Raw genomic sequence first — 20,690 nt, 5'->3', positions numbered from 1 at the left:
TTGAATTCGCTGGTGTGAATAGTCCGCTTGGGCGAGGGTTTTGTCGTTTTATCCATGGTGACTATTGTCTCCTATTACGGATGTCCACGAAACCCGGGATACCTCAGAGTCGAATTATTGAGCAATTGATCGCCACTTTTCGATATTTTGATTCCTAGATTCATTAAATCGAATTCATGGCCCATTTAAATGATTAGAGGATCTTTCTTTCTGCCACAGAATTCGATAGCGCAAGAAAAATACAGGTAAAAAGGCAGAATCGATTAGGGTCGGAGTAGATTTGTTGGGCAATTACCGAATGTTGTCAAACAATTCGACTCTGACCCTAATTTAGATTTTGGGAAAAGCGTTGCAAATTAATTAGGGTCAGAGTCGAATTAACTGGCAACTTTGAAAATTGCTTTTTAATTCTACTCTGACCCTAATTTATTTAATATTGATTGGGGGATTTTGTTAGCTGAGCCAGAGGCGGTAGCCGACGCCGGTTTCGGTGAGGAGGTGGCGGGGTTGGGCGGGGTCGGGTTCGAGTTTGTGGCGCAGGTGGCCCATGTAGATGCGCAGGTAGTGGCCGCTTTCGGCGTGGCCGGGGCCCCAGACGGCGCGCAGCAGTTGCGGGGCCGTCATTACGCGGCCGGCGTTGCTGACCAGGACGGCGAGCAGACGGTATTCGGTGGGGGTCAGGTGGACGTGTTCGCCGTTTCGCGTGACCACCCGGTCTTGCAGGTCCACTGAGACGTCGCTGAAGTGCGTTTTGCTGTCGCCGCCGGCGGCGGGTTGGCGCTGGCGGCGCAGCGTGGCGCGTACGCGGGCAAGGAGTTCGCCGGTGCCGAAGGGCTTCGTCAGGTAGTCGTCGGCGCCGGCGTCGAGCGCGCGGATTTTCTCGCCCTCGGCCACGCGCGCCGACAGCACGATGATCGGCACCGCCGACCATTTGCGCACATCATGGATGAAGTCGATGCCGTCGCCGTCCGGCAGGCCGAGGTCGAGCACGATCAGGTCGGGGCGGCGCGTGCCGGCGTCGATCAGGCCGCGCGCCATGCTCACCGATTCGTGCACCTGCCAGCCTTCCTGTTCGAGTGCGGCGCGCACGAAACGGCGGATCTGCGGCTCGTCCTCGACCAGCAGTGCGCAAGGCGCGTCAAGCATCGTTTGTCTCCATCGACAGCAAGTCCAGTTCAGGGGGGCTGCCGGCCGGCAGCGAGAACACGAAGCCGGCGCCGCCCAGGGTTGATGTGCAGGCGCGGATCATGCCGCCGTGTGCACCGATGATCGCGCGGCAGATCGCCAGGCCCAGGCCCACGCCGGGCAGCGCCGATTCGCGCTCGCCGCGCGTGAATTTTTCGAAGATCGCTTCTTCGCTGCCGGCGCGCAGGCCCGGACCATCGTCGCTCACTGTGACGTCGATCCAGGTCCCGCGCGCCATGGCGGCGATCTCGATGTGCGAGCCGGGCGGCGTGTATTTTGCGGCATTTTCAACGAGGTTGCACAGCACGCGTTCGATCAGTACGGCATCGAACCGCACCAATGGCATATCGGGCGGCAGGTGCACCGTCACCGTGTGCTGGCGCAGCGCCGCGCCGCAGGCGCGCAGTGCGCTGCCGATGACTTCTTCGAGCGCCTGCCATTCCAGGTTGAACCGCACTTCGCCGCTTTCGATGCGCGCCATGTCCAGCAGGTTCGCTACCAGGGTCCCCATGCGCACCGCTTCATCGTGCAGCGCCTGCGCCAGTGCCAGCGCGTTGGCCGGCAGCGCCGGCTCGCCGCGCAGCAGCGATTCAGACAAGCCCACCAGCGCCGTGAGCGGCGTGCGCAGATCGTGCGACAGCGCCGCCAGCAGCGAATTGCGCAGCCGCTCCGATTCCATGTTCACCAATGCGGCCTGCGCCACTTCGACGTAATGCACGCGCTCGAGCGCGATCGCGGCCAGCGCCGCCAGAGCGTCGAGCTGGCGCCGCTGCTCGGGAATCAAGACCCAGCGCCCGCCTTCCGGCTCGATCGCCAGCACGCCGCGCGTGCGCATCGGCGCCACCAGCGGCAGATAGAACAACGGGCATGCCGGCAGCGTGTCCGTGCCCAGGCCGGCCGGCTGCGCGTGGTCATACGCCCACTGGGCGATGCCCAGGTCGACGTTGCCGGACACCTGACTGGCCACAGCGCCATCATCCGCCGGCGGCATGCCGAGCCGCCCGTCGGCATCGGGCACCAGCAGCGTGGCGCGCGCGCCGAACGCATTCTGGATCACGGCGCGGCTGGATTCGAACACCTGCGACGCCGCCAGCGCACCTGACAACTCGCGCGCGAATTCGTACAGCGCGCGCACGCGCCGCTCTCGCTGGGCCGCCACACGCGCCTGGAAACGCAGGCCGGCCGTCAGGTGTCCGGTAATCAGGCCCACGGCCAGCATCACGGCGAACGTAATCAGGTATTGCACGTCGCTCACCGCGAAATCGAAACGCGGCGGCACGAAGAAGAAATCGAAGCTGGCCACGCCGACGCAGGTGGCGGTGACCGATGGCGCGCGCCCGAAGCGCATGGCCACGAGCAGCACCACCAGCAGGAACAGCATGACGATATTGGCCAGATCGAGCCACGGCCGCAGCGGCGTCGCCACCAGCGCCGTGAGCAGGCTCGCGCCCGCAGCCCACGCGTGCGGCGTCAACGACTGGCGCGGCGGCGTAGCCGCAACCACGGCTGCCACCGCGCCGCTTACCGCAGCAGGCGGCACCGCCGGCTGCCCGATCTCGATCAGGTCCACACCCGGCGCAAGCCGCGCAAGCCGGCGCGCAGTACGCCGGCGCCACGGCAAGCGCGATCCATCCCGGCCCAGCGCGATGCGCGACAGGTTATGGTCGCGCGCGTAATCGAGCGTGCTGGCCGCGATGTCTTCACCCGACAGCACGGCCGTGGTGGCGCCCAGGCTGTGCGCGAGCTTGAGCGTGTCCATGATGCGCGCTCGCGCAGCCTCGGGCAGCTTGCCCAGGCGCGCCGTCTCGACATACACCGCGTGCCAGCCCGTACCCAGTTGCGAGGCCATGTGCGCACTGCTGCGCACGACGTGCTCGGCGTGCGTTCCCGGTCCGAGACACACCAAGAGGCCAGCGCCGGTCTTCCAGATCGCGTCGATCGATTGCGCTTCGCGCCAGGCACGCACGTCGCCTTCGACACGGTCGGCCGTGCGGCGCAGCGCCAGTTCGCGCAGCGCGATCAGGTTGCCCTTTTTGAAGAAATTACCGGCGGCGCGCTCGGCCTGCTGCGGCTGATACACCTTGCCCTCTTTCAGGCGCGCCAGCAGCGCATCGGCCGTCAGGTCGACCATCACGATTTCGTCGGCGCTGTCGAACACGCGATCGGGCACCGTCTCGGCCACGCGGATGCCGGCGATGCCCCCCACCACATCGTTCAGGCTTTCCAGGTGCTGCACGTTGACGGTGGTGAGCACGTCGATGCCCGCCGCCAGCAATTCTTCGACGTCCTGCCAGCGCTTGGGATGGCGCGAACCGGGCGCGTTCGAATGCGCCAGTTCATCGACCAGGATCACGCCGGGTGCACGCACCAGCGCGGCATCGAGATCGAATTCGTCGAGCGTCTTGCCGCGGTAGTCGATGCGCCGGCGTGGCAGCAGTTCTAGCCCGTCGAGCAGGCGCGCCGTCTCGGTGCGCCCGTGGGTTTCGATGACGCCTACCAGCGGCGCGGCGCCATCGCGCTGCAGCTTGCGCGCCTCTTGCAGCATGGCGTAGGTCTTACCCACGCCGGCCGAAGCGCCGAAATAGATGCGCAGGCGGCCACGCGCGGCGCGCCGGTCCTGCTCGCGCAGTTGCGCAAGCAGTGCGTCGGGGTCGGGTCGCTGGTCGTCGTGGGGCATGGTCTAACGAGTATGCCCGCTTTCAGCGCCGCTGGCCACGCCGACAGCCTGGTCCAGCGCCAGGTTCAGCGCCAGCACGTTCACGCGCGGCGCACCTGGCAGCCCAGGCAGAGGCAGCTCGGTGTGCCGTTCGATCAGCGCGCCGACCCGTTCGACCGGCATCGCGCGCGCACGCGCCACCCGCGCTGCCTGGTACTGCGCGCCCGCCACGCTGATCTCGGGATCCAGACCGCTGGCCGACGCCGTCACCAGGTCGACCGGCACCGGCGCCGTATTGGACGGGTCGATTGCGCGCAGCGCAGCGACGCGGCCCTTGACCGCTTCCTGCAGGGCCGGGTTGAGCGGGCCCTGGTTCGAGCCGCCGGAGCCGCCGCCGTTATTGGCCATCGGACCGGTGGCCGATGGCCGGCCCCAGAAGTAGCCCGGCGCAGTGAACGACTGGCCGATCAGCGCCGAGCCGACCGTTTTGCCATCCCGTTCCACCAGGCTGCCATTGGCCTGGACGGGGAACGCCGCCTGGGCGATCCCGGTCACGGCCAGTGGATAGAGCACGCCGCAGATCAAGGTGAGCACCGCGAACAGCACGAGTGCGGGGCGAAGAATCGATTGCATGAAAACTCCTAGGTCAGATTGAGCGCAGTGAGCGCCATGTCGATCAGCTTGATGCCGGCGAATGGCAGCAGCAGACCGCCAAGGCCGTAGATCAGCATGTTCCGGCGCAGCAGGGCCGCCGCGCCGATGGCGCGATAACGCACGCCGCGCAGCGCCAGCGGAATCAGGACCACGATGATCAGGGCATTGAAAATCACCGCCGACATGATGGCCGACGATGGGCTGGTCAGCCCCATCACGTCCAGTGCCTTCAGCTCGGGATAGGTGGCGACGAACATCGCCGGCACGATCGCGAAATACTTGGCGATGTCGTTCGAGATCGAGAACGTCGTCAGCGCGCCGCGCGTCATCAGCATCTGCTTGCCGATTTCGACGATCTCCAGCAGCTTGGTCGGATTCGAATCCAGGTCGACCATATTGCCGGCCTCCTTGGCTGCCTGCGTGCCCGAGTTCATCGCCACGGCGACGTCGGCCTGGGCCAGCGCCGGCGCATCGTTGGTGCCGTCGCCCGTCATCGCCACCAGCTTGCCTTCGCTCTGATAGGTGCGGATCAGCGCCAGCTTTTCTTCCGGCGTCGCTTCGGCGATGAAGTCGTCGACTCCGGCTTCGGCCGCAATCGCTGCCGCCGTGAGCTTGTTGTCGCCGGTGACCATCACGGTCTTGACGCCCATGCGGCGCAGTTCGGCGAAGCGCTCGCGGATGCCGCCCTTGACGACGTCCTTGAGTTCGACCACGCCCATCACGCGGCTGCCATCGGCCACCACCAGCGGCGTGCTGCCACGGCGCGACGCTTCGTCGACGCTGCGCTCCACGTCGCCGGGCCAGACCGCGCCGAGCGACTCCATATGACGCCGCAGCGCCGAGGCGGCGCCCTTGCGCAACTGCCGCTCGCCCAGGTCCACACCACTCATGCGTGTCTGCGCCGTGAACGGCACGAACACCGCGCCGAGCGATTCCATCGCCCGTTCGCGCAGATTGAAGCGGTTCTTGGCCAGCACCACGATGCTGCGGCCTTCCGGCGTTTCGTCGGCCAGCGAGGCCAGTTGCGCCACGTCGGCCAGTTCTTCTTCGGTCACGCCGGGCGCCGGCAGGAACGCGGCGGCCTGGCGGTTACCGAACGTGATGGTGCCCGTCTTGTCGAGCAGGAGCACGTCGACATCGCCAGCGGCTTCCACCGCGCGGCCCGACGTCGCAATCACGTTGGCCTGCAACATGCGGCTCATGCCGGCCACGCCGATTGCCGACAGCAGGCCGCCAATCGTCGTCGGGATCAGGCACACCAGCAGCGCCACCAGCGCAGTGAGCGTCACCGGCGAACCGCTGCCGGACGCCTGCACCGCAAACAGCGAGAACGGCAGCAGCGTTACGGTCACGACCAGGAACACGATCGTCAGTGCGACCAGCAGGATGGTCAGCGCGACCTCGTTCGGGGTCTTCTTGCGCGACGCGCCTTCGACCATGCCGATCATCCGGTCGAGGAACGTTTCGCCGGGATTGGCGCTCACCTGCACCACCAGCCAGTCCGACAGCACGCGGGTGCCGCCGGTGACCGAGCCGAAGTCGCCGCCCGACTCGCGGATCACAGGCGCCGATTCGCCGGTGATGGCGCTTTCGTCGACTGAGGCCACGCCATCGACCACTTCGCCGTCTACGGGAATCACGTCTCCCGCTTCGACCAGGAAGAACATGCCCTTGCGCAGATCGCCCGACGGGCAGGCCTGCCATGGCTCGCCATGCTTGGGCGCCTCGAGCTTCTTGGCCGTCACGGTCTGGCGCAGATTGCGCAACGATGCCGCCTGCGCCTTGCTGCGCCCTTCTGCCAGCGCTTCGGCAAAGTTCGCGAACAGCACCGTGAACCAGAGCCAGACGGCGGTGGCCAGGATGAAGCCGGCGCTTGTTTCGCCGTGCCCGGCCAGCGCCTGGAACCACAGCAGCGTGGTGATGATGCTGCCGACGTAGACGACGAACATCACGGGGCTGCGCAGTTGCGTGCGTGGATGCAGCTTCTTGCATGCGTCGAGCATCGCCGGCCACACCAGCGCCCCGTCGAACAGGTTCAGCGATTTACGGGGCGCCTGGACCGGGGTTGCTTCAGTTGGGTTGATCATTGATTGATCCATTGTCATTCTCCGAACAATTGCAGGTGTTCGACCACGGGACCCAGCGCCAGCGCCGGGACGTAGTTGAGGACACCGACCAGCACGACGATCGCGGCCAGCATGGCGACGAACATCAGGCCATGGGTGGGCAAGGTACCGGGCGTGGCGGGCAGGCGCTGACGCCCGGCCAGCGAGCCGGCAATCGCCAGCACCGGCACGATCACGGCGAAGCGGCCGAACCACATCGCCACGGCCAGCAGCGTGTTATAGAACGGCGTATTGGCCGACAAGCCCGCAAACGCGCTGCCATTGTTGTTCGCGGCGGACGTCAGCGCGTACAGGATTTCGGAGAAGCCGTGCGCGCCCGGATTGGCCACGCCGGCCGCGCCAAGACCGGTGGTCACGGCCAGCGCAGTGCCCAGCAAGACCAGGCAAGGCGTCACCAGAATGACGACGGCGACCATCTTCATTTCGAACGCGCCGATCTTCTTGCCCAGGTATTCCGGCGTGCGGCCGATCATCAGGCCGGCGATGAACACCGTCAGGATCGCGAACACCAGCATGCCGTACAGGCCCGAGCCGACACCGCCGAAGATCACTTCACCGAACTGCATCATCACCATCGGCACCATGCCGCCCAGCGGCGTGAACGAATCGTGCATGGCGTTGACCGCGCCACACGAGGCGGCCGTGGTCACGACGGCAAACAGGCTCGATGCGGCGATGCCGAAGCGGGTTTCCTTGCCTTCCATATTGCCGCCCGACTGCAGGCTGCTTGCCGCCTGGTCGATGCCCAATGGCGTGAGCAGCGGATTGGCTTGCTGCTCGGCGGCGAAGGCCCCGATGGCCGCGATCACGAAGATCAGCGTCATCGTGCCCAGCACGGCCCAGCCCTGGCGGGTGTCGCCCACCATGCGGCCGAACGCGAAGCACAGTGCGGCCGGAATCAGGAAGATGGCCACCATCTGCGCGAAGTTCGACAGCGCGGTCGGGTTTTCAAACGGGTGCGCCGAGTTGGCGTTGAAGTAGCCACCGCCGTTCGTGCCCAGCATCTTGATGGCTTCCTGCGACGCGACGGGGCCCATCGGAATGACCTGCGTGTCGGCACGCGTCTCGATCGCTGCCTGGCCATCGCTGGCCGGCTGCGTGTACGCGACCGGCTCGATTACCTGCGCTTCGACGTGCGGCCCCATGCTCTGTACCACGCCCTGCCCCGCCAGAAATACGGCCAGGATCACGGACAGCGGCAGCAGCACGTACAGCGTCGAGCGCGTGACGTCGACCCAGAAATTGCCGATCGCGCCGGCCGATCGCGCGGCAAAGCCGCGGATCAGCGCGAATGCGACGGCGATGCCGGTGGCGGCCGAAAAGAAGTTCTGGCCGGCCAGGCCGACCATCTGGGTCAGGATGCTCATCGTCTGCTCGCCGCTGTAGCCTTGCCAGTTGGTGTTGGCGACGAAGCTGACGGCAGTGTTGAAGCTCGAATCGGGGCTGACACCTGCCATGCCTTCGGGATTGAGCGGGAGCCAGCCCTGCAGGCGCTGCAAGCCGTAGACAAACACCACGCCCACCGCATTGAAGGCGATCAGCGCCAGCGCATAGGCTTTCCAGGTCTGGGCGCTGGCGGCGGCGGGACCCGCAGCGCGAAGCAGCGCGCGCTCGATGCCGCCGACCCAGCCCAGGCCGGGCACGGCGCCTGGCTTGATGTCGGCGGCGCCGATGCGCGCCAGCAGTGCACCCAGCGGCCAGGCCAGTGCCAGCAGCACGACCAGAAACAGCGCGAGCAGCGGCAGGAACTGCGTCATCAGTTCAGTGGTGGCCATCACATGTCCTCCGGTTTGAACAGGGCGATTAGGAGATAGACGAGGAGCGCGCAGGCAGCCAGGCCGCCGATTGCGTAGGAGAGATTCATTGCTTGCCTCCGAGGAGTCCGCAACCGCTCACCAGGAGGCAAGTCAGGCGGACGAAGACGAGGAGCGCGCCGATATAGATGAGATCCATGGACGTTCGCTTTCAGCGTGGTTGTTATTCTGGTGGTTGGGTTCAGAAGGTGCGGCTGAGTGTCAGCTGCAGCGCGTCGCGGCCCGTGAACTTGCCGTTTCTTGGCGAGGCGTAGGCGCTCTTGCTGGCGTTGGTACCGACATACGCGACGGCGACCGTGGCCAGCGTGAAGCTGCGCGAGGCGCCGATCTTCCAGTCGGTGTAATCGGCTGCGGGGTTGTTGTCCACACGCTGGCGGCCGGCGTGCAGCAGCACCGTGACGCCATTTCCCGCGTCGAGATTGGCGCCGATGTCGAGGTAGCCGCTGCCTTCGCTGTCGACGAAGCCGAACAGGTTGGTGGTGGCGTGCGAATACTTGATGTAGGCCGGGCCGTAGCCCAGTTGTGCATACACCTCAGTGGTGTTGGCATTGACGAAGCCTGCGACCTGGCCCAGGCCATTGTCCGGATACAGGTAGCGCAGCACGCCGACGTCATACGTCAAACCCGGCGTCATCTCGCCGCGCTTGCCCGCGTACAGGTCGATCTCGACGTCGCCGTCGCCCCCGGCGTCCTTTGCGAACTTGACAGTCGACGCCCAGGTGCCGACGTACCAGCCAGCGGCGTGGACGTAGTCAAGGCCGCCCTGCAGCGCCGGTTGCAGACGCGTCTGCGAAATACCACGGTAGCGGTAGTCCGACGTGATGGCGGCGTTGAAGGTGACGGGTGATGCGGAAGCGGCGGGTTCTGCCACCTCGACGGCGCCGGTGGTCTGGGCGTGCGCGGCGCCGCTGATGGCGAAGATGGCGACTGCCACCAGGCCGGCGCGGCGCGCTTGGATCGATGCATTCATGGTTTCTGCTCGTGGTTGTGTTGGAACCCATACGGCGCAAGATAGCGCCGCATGGAACACGAGCAGGTTAGCGATTCAGGCATAAAAACCGGATATAAAAGCTGCCACCAGTTGTAAACAAGATGTATACGCCGCTGCTGTTCATGCCGGGCGCATATCCCCGCAAACAAAGCCTTCTTTGCTATACACACCTGTTTCCCTACGGCATAATTATTGCAATTTTCCATTAGGCAATAATTATGTTCAGTCGTTCACGTGGTGTTGCTGTCCTGCTGCTCTTGTCGCTGGCTGGCTGCGGAGGTCAATCCGACGCGCCAGTGCTGCAGACAGGCAGCGCGGCGTCCATGGCCTCCCCGCGCGCTGCAATACAGCTTGGTACGCCCGTCACCAACGAGGCGGCACGGGCCGCGCAAGGCTTCGCACCGGGCGTGGATTACCAGCGCAAGGAGTCCGCGCTGGTTGTCGATGGCACGCCATTCACGATTGATACGAGCGACCGCGAGGCAGTGCGCCTGTTCTACAATCGCATCCACCGCGAGCCGACGCCGCCGATCGGCTGGACCGGCAACCATGCGGCTGGCGCGCCGGGCACGACGACTCCCGCGTTCAGGGCAGCCGTCATACAACGAGTGAACTGGTATCGGGCGATGGCTGGCCTCCCGGCTGCCGTCCGGCTATCGGAACAGAACAGCGCCAAGGCACAGCACGCGGCGCTCATCATGAGTGCGGCCGGCCAGCTGTCGCATACGCCGCCACCGACCTGGAAGTTCTACACGCAGGAAGGCGCCGATGCAGCGATATCCTCGAATCTGGCGCTCGGCACGATGGGCCCCGAAGTCATCGACGGCTATATCCAGGATCCTGGCAGCGACAATGGACCTGTCGGACACCGGCGCTGGATCTTCCATCCCAACACACGCACGATGGGCACCGGCGACGTGCCTGCAGGTGAAATCGATGGCAGGAAGCTGTGGGCAGCGAATGCGCTGTGGGTGACCGATACCGATTATTTCGGCGCCAGGTCGGCCGTACGCGACGATTTCGTTGCATGGCCGGCGAAGGGCTACGTGCCCTACGCAACCGTGTACGAACGCTGGTCGCTGTCGTATCCCGACGCCGACTTCACACAGGCCATCGTGAGCGTCACGCGCGACGGTGCACCGGTCAACGTCACGCTCGAACCGGTGAAAGACGGAGTTGGCGAAAACACCCTTGTCTGGAAAATGGCGGACATCGACCCGGCAGGCCACCATGCGCAGCCGGCAAACGACGTGCGCTATCGCGTCAGCATCACCAATGTCGTGATCGCGAACCGGGCGCGCAGCTTCGACTACGACGTCACGGTCATCGATCCGGCCGTCGCCAGCACGAACCGGTTGCAGCCCGTGGTCACCGCACCAGCAGACACGCGGTCAGACACGCCGTACCAGGTACGCATCGCGGCACTGCCCGGCGCCACCGGCTACAGCGTGACAGCCATGCTGCGCGCCGCCACCGGGACCACCCGGGCACCACTCGATACGGCCCACTGGACGGGCGCGAACGCCGGGCACCACGACATCATCGCGGCTGGCGCGCTGCGCTTTCATGTCGGCGAAAACGACTGGGGTCTGCAAAGCGCCACGCTCGGCAAGCCCTTGTTCGTCGCAAGCGACAGCGCACGGGTGCTGGTCAGCCGTACCATGCACCCGGCGACAAACAAACAGCGATTCCGGGTGCAGGTCTCCGGCGACGACGGCGCGAGCTGGAAAGATGCCTACAGCGAGTCTGGCACAGACTCGATGGCGCCGCTGACCGGCACGCTGCGGGTCGCACTGAGCGCCTATCGCGGACAGATCATCCGGCTGCGACTGGTCATGGATGCCACGGATTTTGCCTTCATCGGACCGGACACGGGATGGCACGTGAGTGCCGTCGACGTTGAAGGGCTTGATGCGCTGACGCCGGGTAACGCGGGCGATTACCGCAGCGCGGATGGGGCCTTCACGCTCAGTCACGCCACGCCGGGCGCCTATCTGCTGATCCCGCGCGTGGAACTGGCGCACCTGTACGATTCGGATCCCGGCGCACCGGCGTTCGTGACCGTCAGCGGCGCCACGCTCAGCGGGCCACGTTCGGCCTACACGCTCACGCGCAGCGACAATGTCCTGACCATCCTTGATAGCACCGGCCGGGACGGCACGCAGACCTTGCGCGACCCGTATCGTCTGGAATTTACCGATGTGACGCTGGCCTTCGACATCGAAGGCAGCGCCGGCAAGACCTACCGGCTGTACCGCGCTGCCTTCAATCGCCAGCCGGACGACCGGGGGCTTGGGTTCTGGATTCGCGCAATGGATGGCGGCTTGTCACTTGACAACATGGGCCGCGAATTCGCGCAATCCGGCGAGTTCGCCGGCCTGTATGGGGCGGCGCCAACGCCAACACAGCTTGTCACCGCCATGTACCGCAATGTGCTGCATCGGGCACCGGACGAGGTCGGTGCGGCGTATTGGTTGCAGCAGTTGAACAACGGCCTGCCGATCGAACGTTTGCTGATCGGATTCAGCGAAAGCCCGGAAAACAAGGCGCAGGTGGCAGGTGAAACCGCACTGGGCATGCAGTACACCCGCCCCTGACCATCAGCGCACCGGCTGTGCGCGCAGCCAGTCCATGTACTTGGCCACGCCAGTGGCCGCGTCGGTGAACGGTTCGTTGTAGCCGGCCGCGCGCAGCGCCGAGATGTCGGCCTGCGTGAAGCTCTGGTACTTGCCCTTCAATTTGTCCGGGAACGGCAGGTACTCGAGCAGGCCCTGATCGACAATCTCCTGCAGACTCAAGGCCGGCTTGCCTTCGTTGGCCAATGCGTTGGCGGTGGCCACCGCCAGGTCGTTGAACGGCTGCGCGCGGCCGGTGCCCAGGTTGAAGATGCCGCGCTGTTCGGGATGGTCCAGGAAGAACAGGTTGACCTTGACGACGTCGTCGATATAGACGAAGTCGCGCATCTGCGCGCCGGCTTCGTAACCATCGTTGGCGCCGAACAGCCGTACCTTGCCGTCCTTCAGGAACTGGTGGTACTGGTGGAACGGCACCGACGCCATCGTGCCCTTGTGCCCTTCGAGCGGCCCGTAGACATTGAAGTAGCGCAGGCCGACGACCTGGCTGCCCGCATCCTTGCCCTTGGTGGCCCAGTAGCGGCGCAGGTACTGGTCGAACAGGAATTTCGAGTAGCCATACACGTTCAGTGGCCGCTCGAGTGGCCGCTCTTCGCGAAACACCGTGCCGGCGCCATACACGGCGGCCGACGACGCGTAGATGAACGGAATGTCCTGGCGCTGGCAGAATTCGAACAACGCGACCGTGTAGTCGTAGTTATTCTTCATCATGTAGCGGCCATCGGTCTCCATCGTGTTCGAGCACGCGCCCTGGTGCAGCACGGCCGTGAACTTGTTGTCGAATTCACCGGCCTTCAGGCGCACCAGGAAGTCTTCCTTGTCGGCGTAGTCCGCGATTTCGGCGTCGACGATGTTATGGAATTTTTCGGGCCGCGACATATTGTCGACAGCGAACACGCTGAACGGCTGGCGCGCTGACAGCGCATGCACGAGGTTCGCGCCAATAAAACCTGCGGCGCCGGTAACCAGAATCATGATGGGGTCCTCTGTTAGATCGTTTGGCTTGCCCGCATCACGCGGCGGCAAGCATGGATTGCAAGGGCTGCCAGACTGCCTGCGGCAGGATCTGCTTCATGCAGTTCTGGTGGCCCAGCGGGCATTCGCGCTGCTGGCACGGCGAGCATTCGATGTGCAGCCACAGGATCTGCGCCAGTTGCGACAGCGGCGGCGTGTGGCGCGGATCGGTCGGGCCATAGATGGCCACCACGGGCCGCCCCAGCGCCGCGCCGATGTGCATCAGGCCCGAGTCGTTCGTGACCACGGCAGCGGCGCGCGAGATCAGCGCGATGGCTTCGGCCAGCGAGGTCGAACCGGCCAGGTTGTGCGCCTGCGGCGCAATCGCCGTGATCTCGTCGCAAACGGCGCGGTCTTTCGGTGAGCCGAGCAGCAGTATCTGCACATCCGGGCGATGGGCCAGGATGGTCTGCGCCAGCTCGGCAAAATACGTGGATGGCCAGCGCTTGGCCGGGCCGAATTCGGCGCCCGGCGCAAACACGACGTGCGCACCGCCCGGCAGTTGCAGGCGCGCGAGCGCGGCCTGCGCTTCCTCGGGCGCCACCGCCATCACCGGTTCGGGCAGGCGTTCGGGCCGCGCCAGGTCGCGCACCGGCGTGTCGGCCAAGGCCTGGTAAAACTGGGCCATCGGACGCGGCGCGGTCTTGTCGTCGTGGTGCATGACATTGACCAGGCCATAGCGCATCTCGCCCTTGTAGCCCACGCGGCGCGGGATGCCGGCCAGCCACGGAATCAGCGCAAACTTGAGCGTGTTGGGCAAGACGTACGAGTCGGCGTAGCCGCGCGCGCCCAGCATCTTCGCAAATGCCTTGCGCTCTTTCCACTGCAGCGCGCCATGCTTGAATGGCGACTCGAGCACCGTGTCGACTTCGCGCATCGCGCGCCAGACCGGGGCGACCCAGGTGGGCGCCACGACATCGATCGGGCGATCGGGATGGCGCTCCCGGAGCCGGCGCAGCAAGGGCTGGGCCATGACGGCGTCGCCGATCCAGTTCGGGGAAATGACAAGGGTGCGCGGCATCGTGTTGGTCGTGGGTAGCGGGATGGTAGACCGCGATTATATCAATCGCACGCCGTATTGCTCGTGCCCCAGTCGCCCTTGACCTGGCAAGATGGACAAATTGACCACCCGTGCGCCGCGGCGCGCTGCCCCGACTATAATTTTCATATGCACAGGCTTCGCACAACCCGCGCGCTGTATGGCTGGACCGTCCTCGTGGCGTTCCTGTTCGGCCTGTTCACGCCCGTGCTGTCGCATGCAATGGCCCTGGCCACCGCGCAGCCAGCCAATGCCTATCTGTCCGAGATTTGCAGCGCCACTGGCACCCGCCACGTCCTGGTCGTGGACGACGCGGGCCAGACGACGGCGCCACCGGTGCCCGACATGTCGCACTGTGACCTGTGCTGCTCGCACCAGCATGCCGCCATCGCACCGCCGCCGTACGCCGGCGCGCTACTGGTGGTCAGCCTGGAGCGCGACCCGTACCCGCCCCTGTTCTACCACGCGCCACGCCCGCAATTTGCCTGGACGCCTGCGCAATCGCGCGGGCCGCCTGCCGCCCTTTCCTGATCCGTCCTCATCCTTAATTCCGGCGCTGCATCCCCATGCAGCACCGGCGGACCATGCGCGGCACGCCATCGCCGTTCGTCGCGCGCACAGGAAATGCAATGACCCCATGTCTTCACGCCGGGCCGCGCACGATCGCGCTCGCCCTGGGTTTTACCTTCGTCACACCCTGGCAGGCGTATGCCCAGGCCATCCCCACCGTCGAAATCACGGCCGACGCACCGCGCGCCGGCAGCCTTCTGAACCTCGACACGCCCCTTGATACCGCCAGCCGCCTTGGCCTGAGCGCACGCGAAACCCCGGCCACCGTCACCGTTGTCGACCGCGCACTGATCGACGTACGCGGCGCCCAGGACACGCAGGAAATCCTGCGCGCGATCCCCGGCGTGACTGCCCACAATGCGCCGGGCAATATCGGCGTGAGCTACCGGGGCTTCGGCAGCGGCTCGATCAGCCAGCTGTTCAACGGCATCAACGTTCAGTACGCGATCGCCGCGCGCCCCGTCGACAGCTGGATCATCGACCGGGTCGAAGCCATCGGCGGGCCATCGAGCTTCCTGTTTGGCTCGGGCGCGGTCGGCGGCTCGATCAACTACATTACCAAACTGGCCGGGGCGCGCGAATTGTCTCAGGCCCAGGTGCGGCTTGGCGGGCATGGGTTGAAAGAAGCGTCGGCCGGCCTGAACCGCCAACTGAGCGATGGCCAGTACGCGCGCATCGACATCAACCACCGCGACACCGGCAGCCCGATCGACGGTGTCGACAGCCGCTCGACCCAGCTGGCCGCATCCCTGCTGTCGCAATTCGGGCGCGGCGTGACGCACACGCTGGCCTATGAATTCCAGCAGGAAGACGTGGACCGCCCGTACTGGGGTACGCCGCTGGCCAACCCGATCGCCGGAAAGGCGCGCATTCTCGAAGCCACGCGCTTCAAGAACTACAACAGCGCCGACGGTGTCTACGACCAGCGCGTGCACTGGCTGCGCTCGATCGGCAAGTGGCAGGTGAGCGACGCGCTGCAGCTCACGAACACGCTGTATCTCTACGATGCGCTGCGCGACTACCGCAACGTCGAGACCTACCGCTTCAACCCGTCCAACACAGCCGTGATCCGCTCGGCCGCCCTGCTCCAGCGCCACGATCAGCGCATGGTAGGAGATCGCCTTGACGGCATGTACAAGAGCCGCATCGGCGCGCGCCGCAGCGACTGGGCCTTTGGCCTGGACGTCAGCGTCAACAAGCAGACGCGCTTTCCGAACAGCCTGCCCGTCACGGTCAGCACGGTCGACCCGTACGACTTCGTCACCGAACAGTTCTTTGCTGTGCCGGGCATGAGCCCGGGCTTCCGGCCGGACCGCGACAACAAGGTTACGACGACGGCCCTGTATATCGAGAACCGCACGGCGCTGGTGCCGAACGTGAACCTGGTCACCGCGCTGCGCCACGAGCGCATCGAACTCGATCTGACCAACCGCCGCGAGGTGACCAGCGCCAGCCCGGCCAGCTTCGCGCGCAGCTACACGCCCACGACCGGCCGCCTTGGCCTGGTGTGGGACGTCACGCCCGCCATGAACCTGTATGCGCAATACGCGACGGCGGCCGACCCGCCGTCCGGCGTGCTGTCGACCGCCTCGTTCGCGGACGTGCGCAACAACAGCGAGCTGACCACCGGGCGCCAGTTTGAGGTGGGCAGCAAGCTGGGATTCTGGGATGGCAAGGGGACGGCGACGCTGGCCGCGTACCACATCACACGCAAGAACATCGCAACGCAGGACCCGAACAACAGCGCCCTGACCCTGCTCGTTGGCGAGCAGACGTCGCAAGGCGTCGAACTGGCTGTCGGCCTGCAGCCGACGCGCCGTCTGGGCCTGCAGGGCAACCTCACCTACGTGGACGCCGAATACCAGAACTACCGCCAGGGCAACGTGTCACTGGCCGGAAAGACGCCGGTCAACACGCCAGCGACCGTGGCCAATCTGTGGTTGTCGTACGCCATCACGCCGGCGCTGCAGACGAACGTCGGCGTGCGCCGGGTCGGCAAGGTGTATGCGGACGCCGCCAACACGCTGTACTGGCCGGCCTACACATTCGTCGACCTGGGCCTGGCCTACCAGATCAACCACGACGTCACGCTGGTCGGGCGCGTGCGCAATCTGACCGACCGGATCTACGCCGCCAACGTGAACAGCACGATGGCGTACCTGGGCGCGGCGCGCACGGCGGACGTGTCGCTGCGCGTGGCATTCTGACGGGGAGTCCGGCATGAAGGCACAACTCAAGCGCTGGCTGTTTCTGACCCACCGCTGGCTGGGCATCGGCGGCTGCGTGCTGTTTGCGATGTGGTTCGCATCGGGCATCGTCATGATGTATGTCGGCTACCCGAAGCTGACCGACGCTGAACGGTTGGCGCATCTGCCGGCGCTGTCGCAAAAGGCGCCGCTGCTGGCACCTAACGTGGCGCTGGCCAAGGCCGGCGTCTCCAAGCCGCTGGACGGGTTGCGCCTGGCGGCGTCCAGTGGCGGACGCGCCGTGTATGTGGCGACGCCAATTAACAGCGGCAAGCGCGGCGCCATCGTCATCGACGCCATCAGCGGCGCGCGTGTGGACACGGTGAACGCGGCCGATGCGCTGGCCAGCGCTGCTGCCTGGGCCGGCCCCGGCGTGAACGTGCATTACCAGGACGTGATCGACGAAGACGCCTTCACCCATTCGCGCGGACTCGATGCGCAGCGCCCTTTGCACCGGGTCGAGGTGATGGATGCCGATCGCACGCTGCTGTACGTGTCCGGGAAAACCGGCGAAGTCGTGCGCGATGCAACGCGCAGCGAACAGCTGTGGAATTACGCCGGCGCCTGGATCCACTGGCTGTATCCGTTTCGCGGCAACCTGTTCCAGCCTTACTGGACCAATATCGTCAATTACCTGGCCATCGCCGGCATCGTGGCCGCCCTGTCGGGCACCGTGGCCGGCATCCTGCGCTGGCGCTTTCGCGCGCCGTACCGCAGCGGCGCGCGCACGCCGTATCCGGGCGCGATGATGCGCTGGCACCACGTGACGGGGCTGCTGTTTGCGCTGGTGACGATCGCGTGGATCTTCAGCGGCCTGATGTCGATGAACCCGTGGCATATCTTTGACACGGGCGCGCCGAAGCTGCGCATGGAGGCGCTGCAGGGCGGGTCGTTGACGCTGACGGACCGTGACGCTGCGCCGCCGGCGCTGCTGGCCGCCAGCACCGGCGCCGTGCGCGAACTGCGCTGGGTGCGCGTGCTGGGCCAGAATCGCGTGCTGGCCTACCGTGCGGGCGGCGCGCCGCAGGTGCTGGACAGCCACGCCGCGCAGCCACTGACGCTCGACGCGGCGGCGCTGCAGGCTGCCGCCGCGCACCTGGTCGACGCACCCGTCGCGCGGGTCGGGCAACTGAGTGAGTACGACCTGTATTACTACGCCCGCGATGCGCACACGATGATGGGTGGCGCGGACAAGCCGCTACCCGTACTGCGCATCGTGTTCGACGATCCGCACGCGACCTGGGTGCATCTCGACCCGCGCACCGGCGCGGTTCTGGGCCACATCGACAATGGCAAGCGCGCCAGCCGCTGGCTGTTCGCGATGCTGCATTCGTGGGACTGGCTGCCGCTGCTGGAACGGCGGCCGTTGTGGGACATCGTGCTGGTCGTGCTGAGCCTCGGTGGTTTGCTGCTCAGCGTGACGGGCGTGGTGATCGGGTGGCGCCGGCTTGGCAAGAAGCTGCGCCCGGCAGGCGTCAACCCGCCGCGTGCCGCCGCGCCTGCGCCGCATCCGGTGCCGGCAGCCGGTCGACATGGTTGATGGTCACGAGGCGCACGAACGAGAGGATGCGGATGACGAGCCAGCCCGCATCGAACTCCCACCACTTCATCGACAGCTTGGCCGACGCCGGGTTGGCATGGTGGTTGTTGTGCAGTTCGGCGCCGCCGAAGATGATCCCGATCGGGAAGAAGTTACGCGACCCTTCCTTGGTCTGGAAGTTACGGTAGCCCACCACGTGGAAGATCCCGTTGATGAAGCCCGAGGCCCAGAATGGCAGGATCGAAAACTGGAACAGCCAGATCAGGAAACCGTTGGTCACGCCGAACGCCAGCATCTCGAGCGCCAGGAACAGGAACGCGCCGCGGAAGCGGTGCTTCGTGTACAGGTGCGCGTCCATCCAGTCTTCCTTGATGCCCACGCCGTAGGCCTTGATCAGGTCAGCGTTGCGGGCGGCCTTCCGGTACAGCAGCGTGCCCTTGGTCAGGATGGTCCAGAGGCCGTGGATGTGCGGGCTGTGCGGGTCGTCGACCGTGTCGCACTTGGCGTGATGCTTGCGGTGCACCGCCACCCAGGCCTTGGCGGTCACGCCGTAGGTCGTCAGCCAGATCCACAGGCGGAACAGCTGGCACAGCAGCGGGTGGAACGTGATCGCGCGGTGGCTGCGCGAACGGTGCAGATACAGTTCGCTGGCAAACACGGTCATGATGTACGACGCGGCCATGGTGAGCGCGACGCCCGTTGGGGTGAGCTGGATGAATCCTTCGAACACGTTGTTTCTCCCTGTTGTACACGGTCTGTGGACGTAATGACGTCCTGACGATGCGACAAGAGTAACGTGCGTCCACTGGTTTCTAAGTGCTGAGAAGAGCGGTATTTCAGGGCCTGTTTGCATCACAAATGCGACCCCTTCTACCGCGCGTCAGCCGATCATTCCGAGCGCCCTGACCTGCTTCACCCATTGCGGGTATTCGTTCATCAACAGGTCGTACAGCGCGGCGTCGGGATGCTCGTCGGGCGAGGCCACCGAGAAGAAATCGGCGTTGTCGACGAGGCGGCCATCGAGCTCGTCGAGTTTTTCGAGGAACGGGAAATCCGAGTCGGCAAAGCTGGCCAGCGCTTTCGCTTTGGACTTGCGCCCTTTGCCGATGCCCATGAACTGCCAGAAGATCGGCTCGCGGCTGGCCCAGCGCAGCTGGCGTTCGGTCAGCGGCTTGTCCGACGTCGAGCCGTCGGTAACGAACATCACGTATACGGGCACGGCGGCCGTGGCGACGGCACGGCGCTCGCCACCGCGCGCATCCGGAAAGTAGTGGCGGCGCACGGCCTCGATCGCAGCGCCGTAGCGGGTATCGCCTTCGAGCGGGTGCCGCGCGATGATGCCCTTGATGTAGTTCGACCAGTTCGCCAGGCCCATCGCCTCGCCCTGGTGGACGTTGCGGCCAAACAGGAACACGTCGATCTCGCCATCGTCATCGAAGCGGCAGCCCAGCGCCAGGATGCGCTCGGCGAATTTCTGGACCAGGCCCTTGCTGTACAACGCACTCATCGAACCGGAGATGTCGAGCACCAGGCAAACCTTGGCGCGATGCTGCGCCAGCCCCGCTTTTTCGAGCGACACGGCGGCCGACTTGACCAGATTGACCAGCTGCGGCGCGGCCTGGGCCACGCGCTTTTCGAGGTCGACCGATGGTGCTGAAGGCGCCGGGGACGCCTCCTCGGCCACCGCGCCGCCGAAGTGGCGCACCAGTGCATCCAGGCCGCCGTTGAAGCCCTGCCCCACTGCCATGAAGCGCCAGCCGCCATCCTTGCGATACAGCTCGCCCAGCATGACGGCGCGCTCGCCAGCGAAGTCACTGCCGCTGAACGTGAAGCGCGCGAACTCGCCTTGCGGGCCAACCAGGCGCAGGTAACCGGTCTGCAGTTGCGCCATCGTCGCTGCGCCCTCGGTGCTGGCGACGATGCTCACCCGCTCGACCCAGGCCGGCAGCCGCGCAAGCTGCATGCCAAAGCCCGCAGCATCCTGGCCGACCGCGCCCAGCGCCACGCCGCCGCACGGCGTCGCGGGCTGGTTGAAGAACGTCATGTAGCGTTCGTCCGCCAGCTTGCCGGCGGCGCTTAGCGCGAAGCACGCGACGTCGAGCGCCAGTCCCTGAGCCGATACGCCCGCCTGCAGGACGCCGTCTGGCGCCACGGTGGACAGGGGCAGGCGCTGGCCCCGGGAGAGTGCTTGCATGATCGTGTCCCTGTCAAAAACGGTCGTT

Annotated in this window: 15 protein-coding genes; 4 read left to right on the top strand and 11 right to left on the bottom strand. The window is 65.7% G+C overall.

Going from position 1 to position 20,690, the window contains the following annotated elements:
- Positions 1–453 precede the first annotated feature (453 nt).
- The 7 genes from kdpE to AC56LV_RS21200 all read right to left on the bottom strand — a co-directional run bounded on the left by kdpE (position 454) and on the right by AC56LV_RS21200 (position 9,405).
- On the bottom strand, positions 454–1,146 hold the full coding sequence (gene kdpE / locus AC56LV_RS21230; RefSeq protein WP_499560503.1) for a two-component system response regulator KdpE: 693 nt from the start codon (positions 1,144–1,146) through the stop codon (positions 454–456).
- A complete protein-coding gene (locus tag AC56LV_RS21225; protein WP_499560501.1) occupies positions 1,139–3,862 on the bottom strand; it encodes a DUF4118 domain-containing protein in 2,724 nt (907 codons plus the stop codon). The genes kdpE and AC56LV_RS21225 overlap by 8 nt, the downstream gene beginning before the upstream one ends.
- 3 nt (positions 3,863–3,865) lie before the next feature.
- Positions 3,866–4,474, bottom strand: a complete 609-nt coding sequence (kdpC, locus tag AC56LV_RS21220) for a potassium-transporting ATPase subunit KdpC (protein WP_499560499.1) — start codon at positions 4,472–4,474, stop codon at positions 3,866–3,868.
- Between the two features lie 8 nt (positions 4,475–4,482).
- Positions 4,483–6,582 (bottom strand): potassium-transporting ATPase subunit KdpB, encoded by a 2,100-nt coding sequence (gene kdpB / locus AC56LV_RS21215; protein ID WP_499560497.1) that lies wholly within the window; start codon positions 6,580–6,582, stop codon positions 4,483–4,485.
- Positions 6,583–6,596: 14 nt separating this feature from the next.
- Positions 6,597–8,396, bottom strand: coding sequence for a potassium-transporting ATPase subunit KdpA (gene kdpA, locus AC56LV_RS21210; protein ID WP_499560495.1), 1,800 nt, complete (start codon positions 8,394–8,396; stop codon positions 6,597–6,599).
- Complete coding sequence (locus AC56LV_RS21205) at positions 8,396–8,485, bottom strand: potassium-transporting ATPase subunit F (protein ID WP_183549701.1); 90 nt, start codon at positions 8,483–8,485, stop codon at positions 8,396–8,398. The genes kdpA and AC56LV_RS21205 overlap by 1 nt, the downstream gene beginning before the upstream one ends.
- Before the next feature lie 131 nt (positions 8,486–8,616).
- A complete protein-coding gene (locus AC56LV_RS21200) occupies positions 8,617–9,405 on the bottom strand; it encodes a TorF family putative porin (protein WP_499560493.1) in 789 nt (262 codons plus the stop codon).
- Positions 9,406–9,644: 239 nt separating this feature from the next.
- On the opposite strand from AC56LV_RS21200, the gene AC56LV_RS21195 reads away from it, so the two are divergent.
- Complete coding sequence (locus tag AC56LV_RS21195; protein ID WP_499560491.1) at positions 9,645–12,023, top strand: DUF4214 domain-containing protein; 2,379 nt, start codon at positions 9,645–9,647, stop codon at positions 12,021–12,023.
- A gap of 3 nt (positions 12,024–12,026) precedes the next feature.
- Here AC56LV_RS21195 and rfaD read toward each other — a convergent pair whose 3' ends face one another.
- Complete coding sequence (rfaD, locus tag AC56LV_RS21190; protein WP_499560518.1) at positions 12,027–13,037, bottom strand: ADP-glyceromanno-heptose 6-epimerase; 1,011 nt, start codon at positions 13,035–13,037, stop codon at positions 12,027–12,029.
- A 34-nt stretch (positions 13,038–13,071) separates the two neighbouring features.
- Entirely contained in the window at positions 13,072–14,094 is a 1,023-nt protein-coding gene (gene waaF / locus AC56LV_RS21185; RefSeq protein ID WP_499560489.1) for a lipopolysaccharide heptosyltransferase II, read from the bottom strand.
- A gap of 147 nt (positions 14,095–14,241) precedes the next feature.
- Between waaF and AC56LV_RS21180 the strand changes: the two genes are divergently transcribed.
- The 3 genes from AC56LV_RS21180 to AC56LV_RS21170 all read left to right on the top strand — a co-directional run bounded on the left by AC56LV_RS21180 (position 14,242) and on the right by AC56LV_RS21170 (position 18,468).
- Positions 14,242–14,643 carry a DUF2946 domain-containing protein gene (locus AC56LV_RS21180; protein WP_499560487.1) on the top strand — a complete coding sequence of 134 codons (402 nt, stop codon included), beginning with the start codon at positions 14,242–14,244 and terminating at the stop codon, positions 14,641–14,643.
- A 98-nt stretch (positions 14,644–14,741) separates the two neighbouring features.
- A complete protein-coding gene (locus AC56LV_RS21175) occupies positions 14,742–16,889 on the top strand; it encodes a TonB-dependent receptor (RefSeq protein WP_499560485.1) in 2,148 nt (715 codons plus the stop codon).
- 13 nt (positions 16,890–16,902) lie between these two features.
- Positions 16,903–18,468 carry a PepSY domain-containing protein gene (locus tag AC56LV_RS21170; protein ID WP_499560483.1) on the top strand — a complete coding sequence of 522 codons (1,566 nt, stop codon included), beginning with the start codon at positions 16,903–16,905 and terminating at the stop codon, positions 18,466–18,468.
- Here the strand turns inward: AC56LV_RS21170 and AC56LV_RS21165 are convergent.
- Both AC56LV_RS21165 and AC56LV_RS21160 read right to left on the bottom strand, forming a co-directional pair.
- A complete protein-coding gene (locus tag AC56LV_RS21165; RefSeq protein WP_499560481.1) occupies positions 18,404–19,198 on the bottom strand; it encodes a fatty acid desaturase in 795 nt (264 codons plus the stop codon). The two genes, AC56LV_RS21170 and AC56LV_RS21165, sit on opposite strands and share 65 nt — an antisense overlap.
- 150 nt (positions 19,199–19,348) lie before the next feature.
- Positions 19,349–20,662, bottom strand: a complete 1,314-nt coding sequence (locus tag AC56LV_RS21160) for a VWA domain-containing protein (protein ID WP_499560479.1) — start codon at positions 20,660–20,662, stop codon at positions 19,349–19,351.
- Between the last annotated feature and the right edge of the window lie 28 nt (positions 20,663–20,690).

This window comes from Telluria sp. RB2R28 (assembly GCF_059685835.1).
This window is presented reverse-complemented; position numbering and strand designations above follow the sequence as displayed.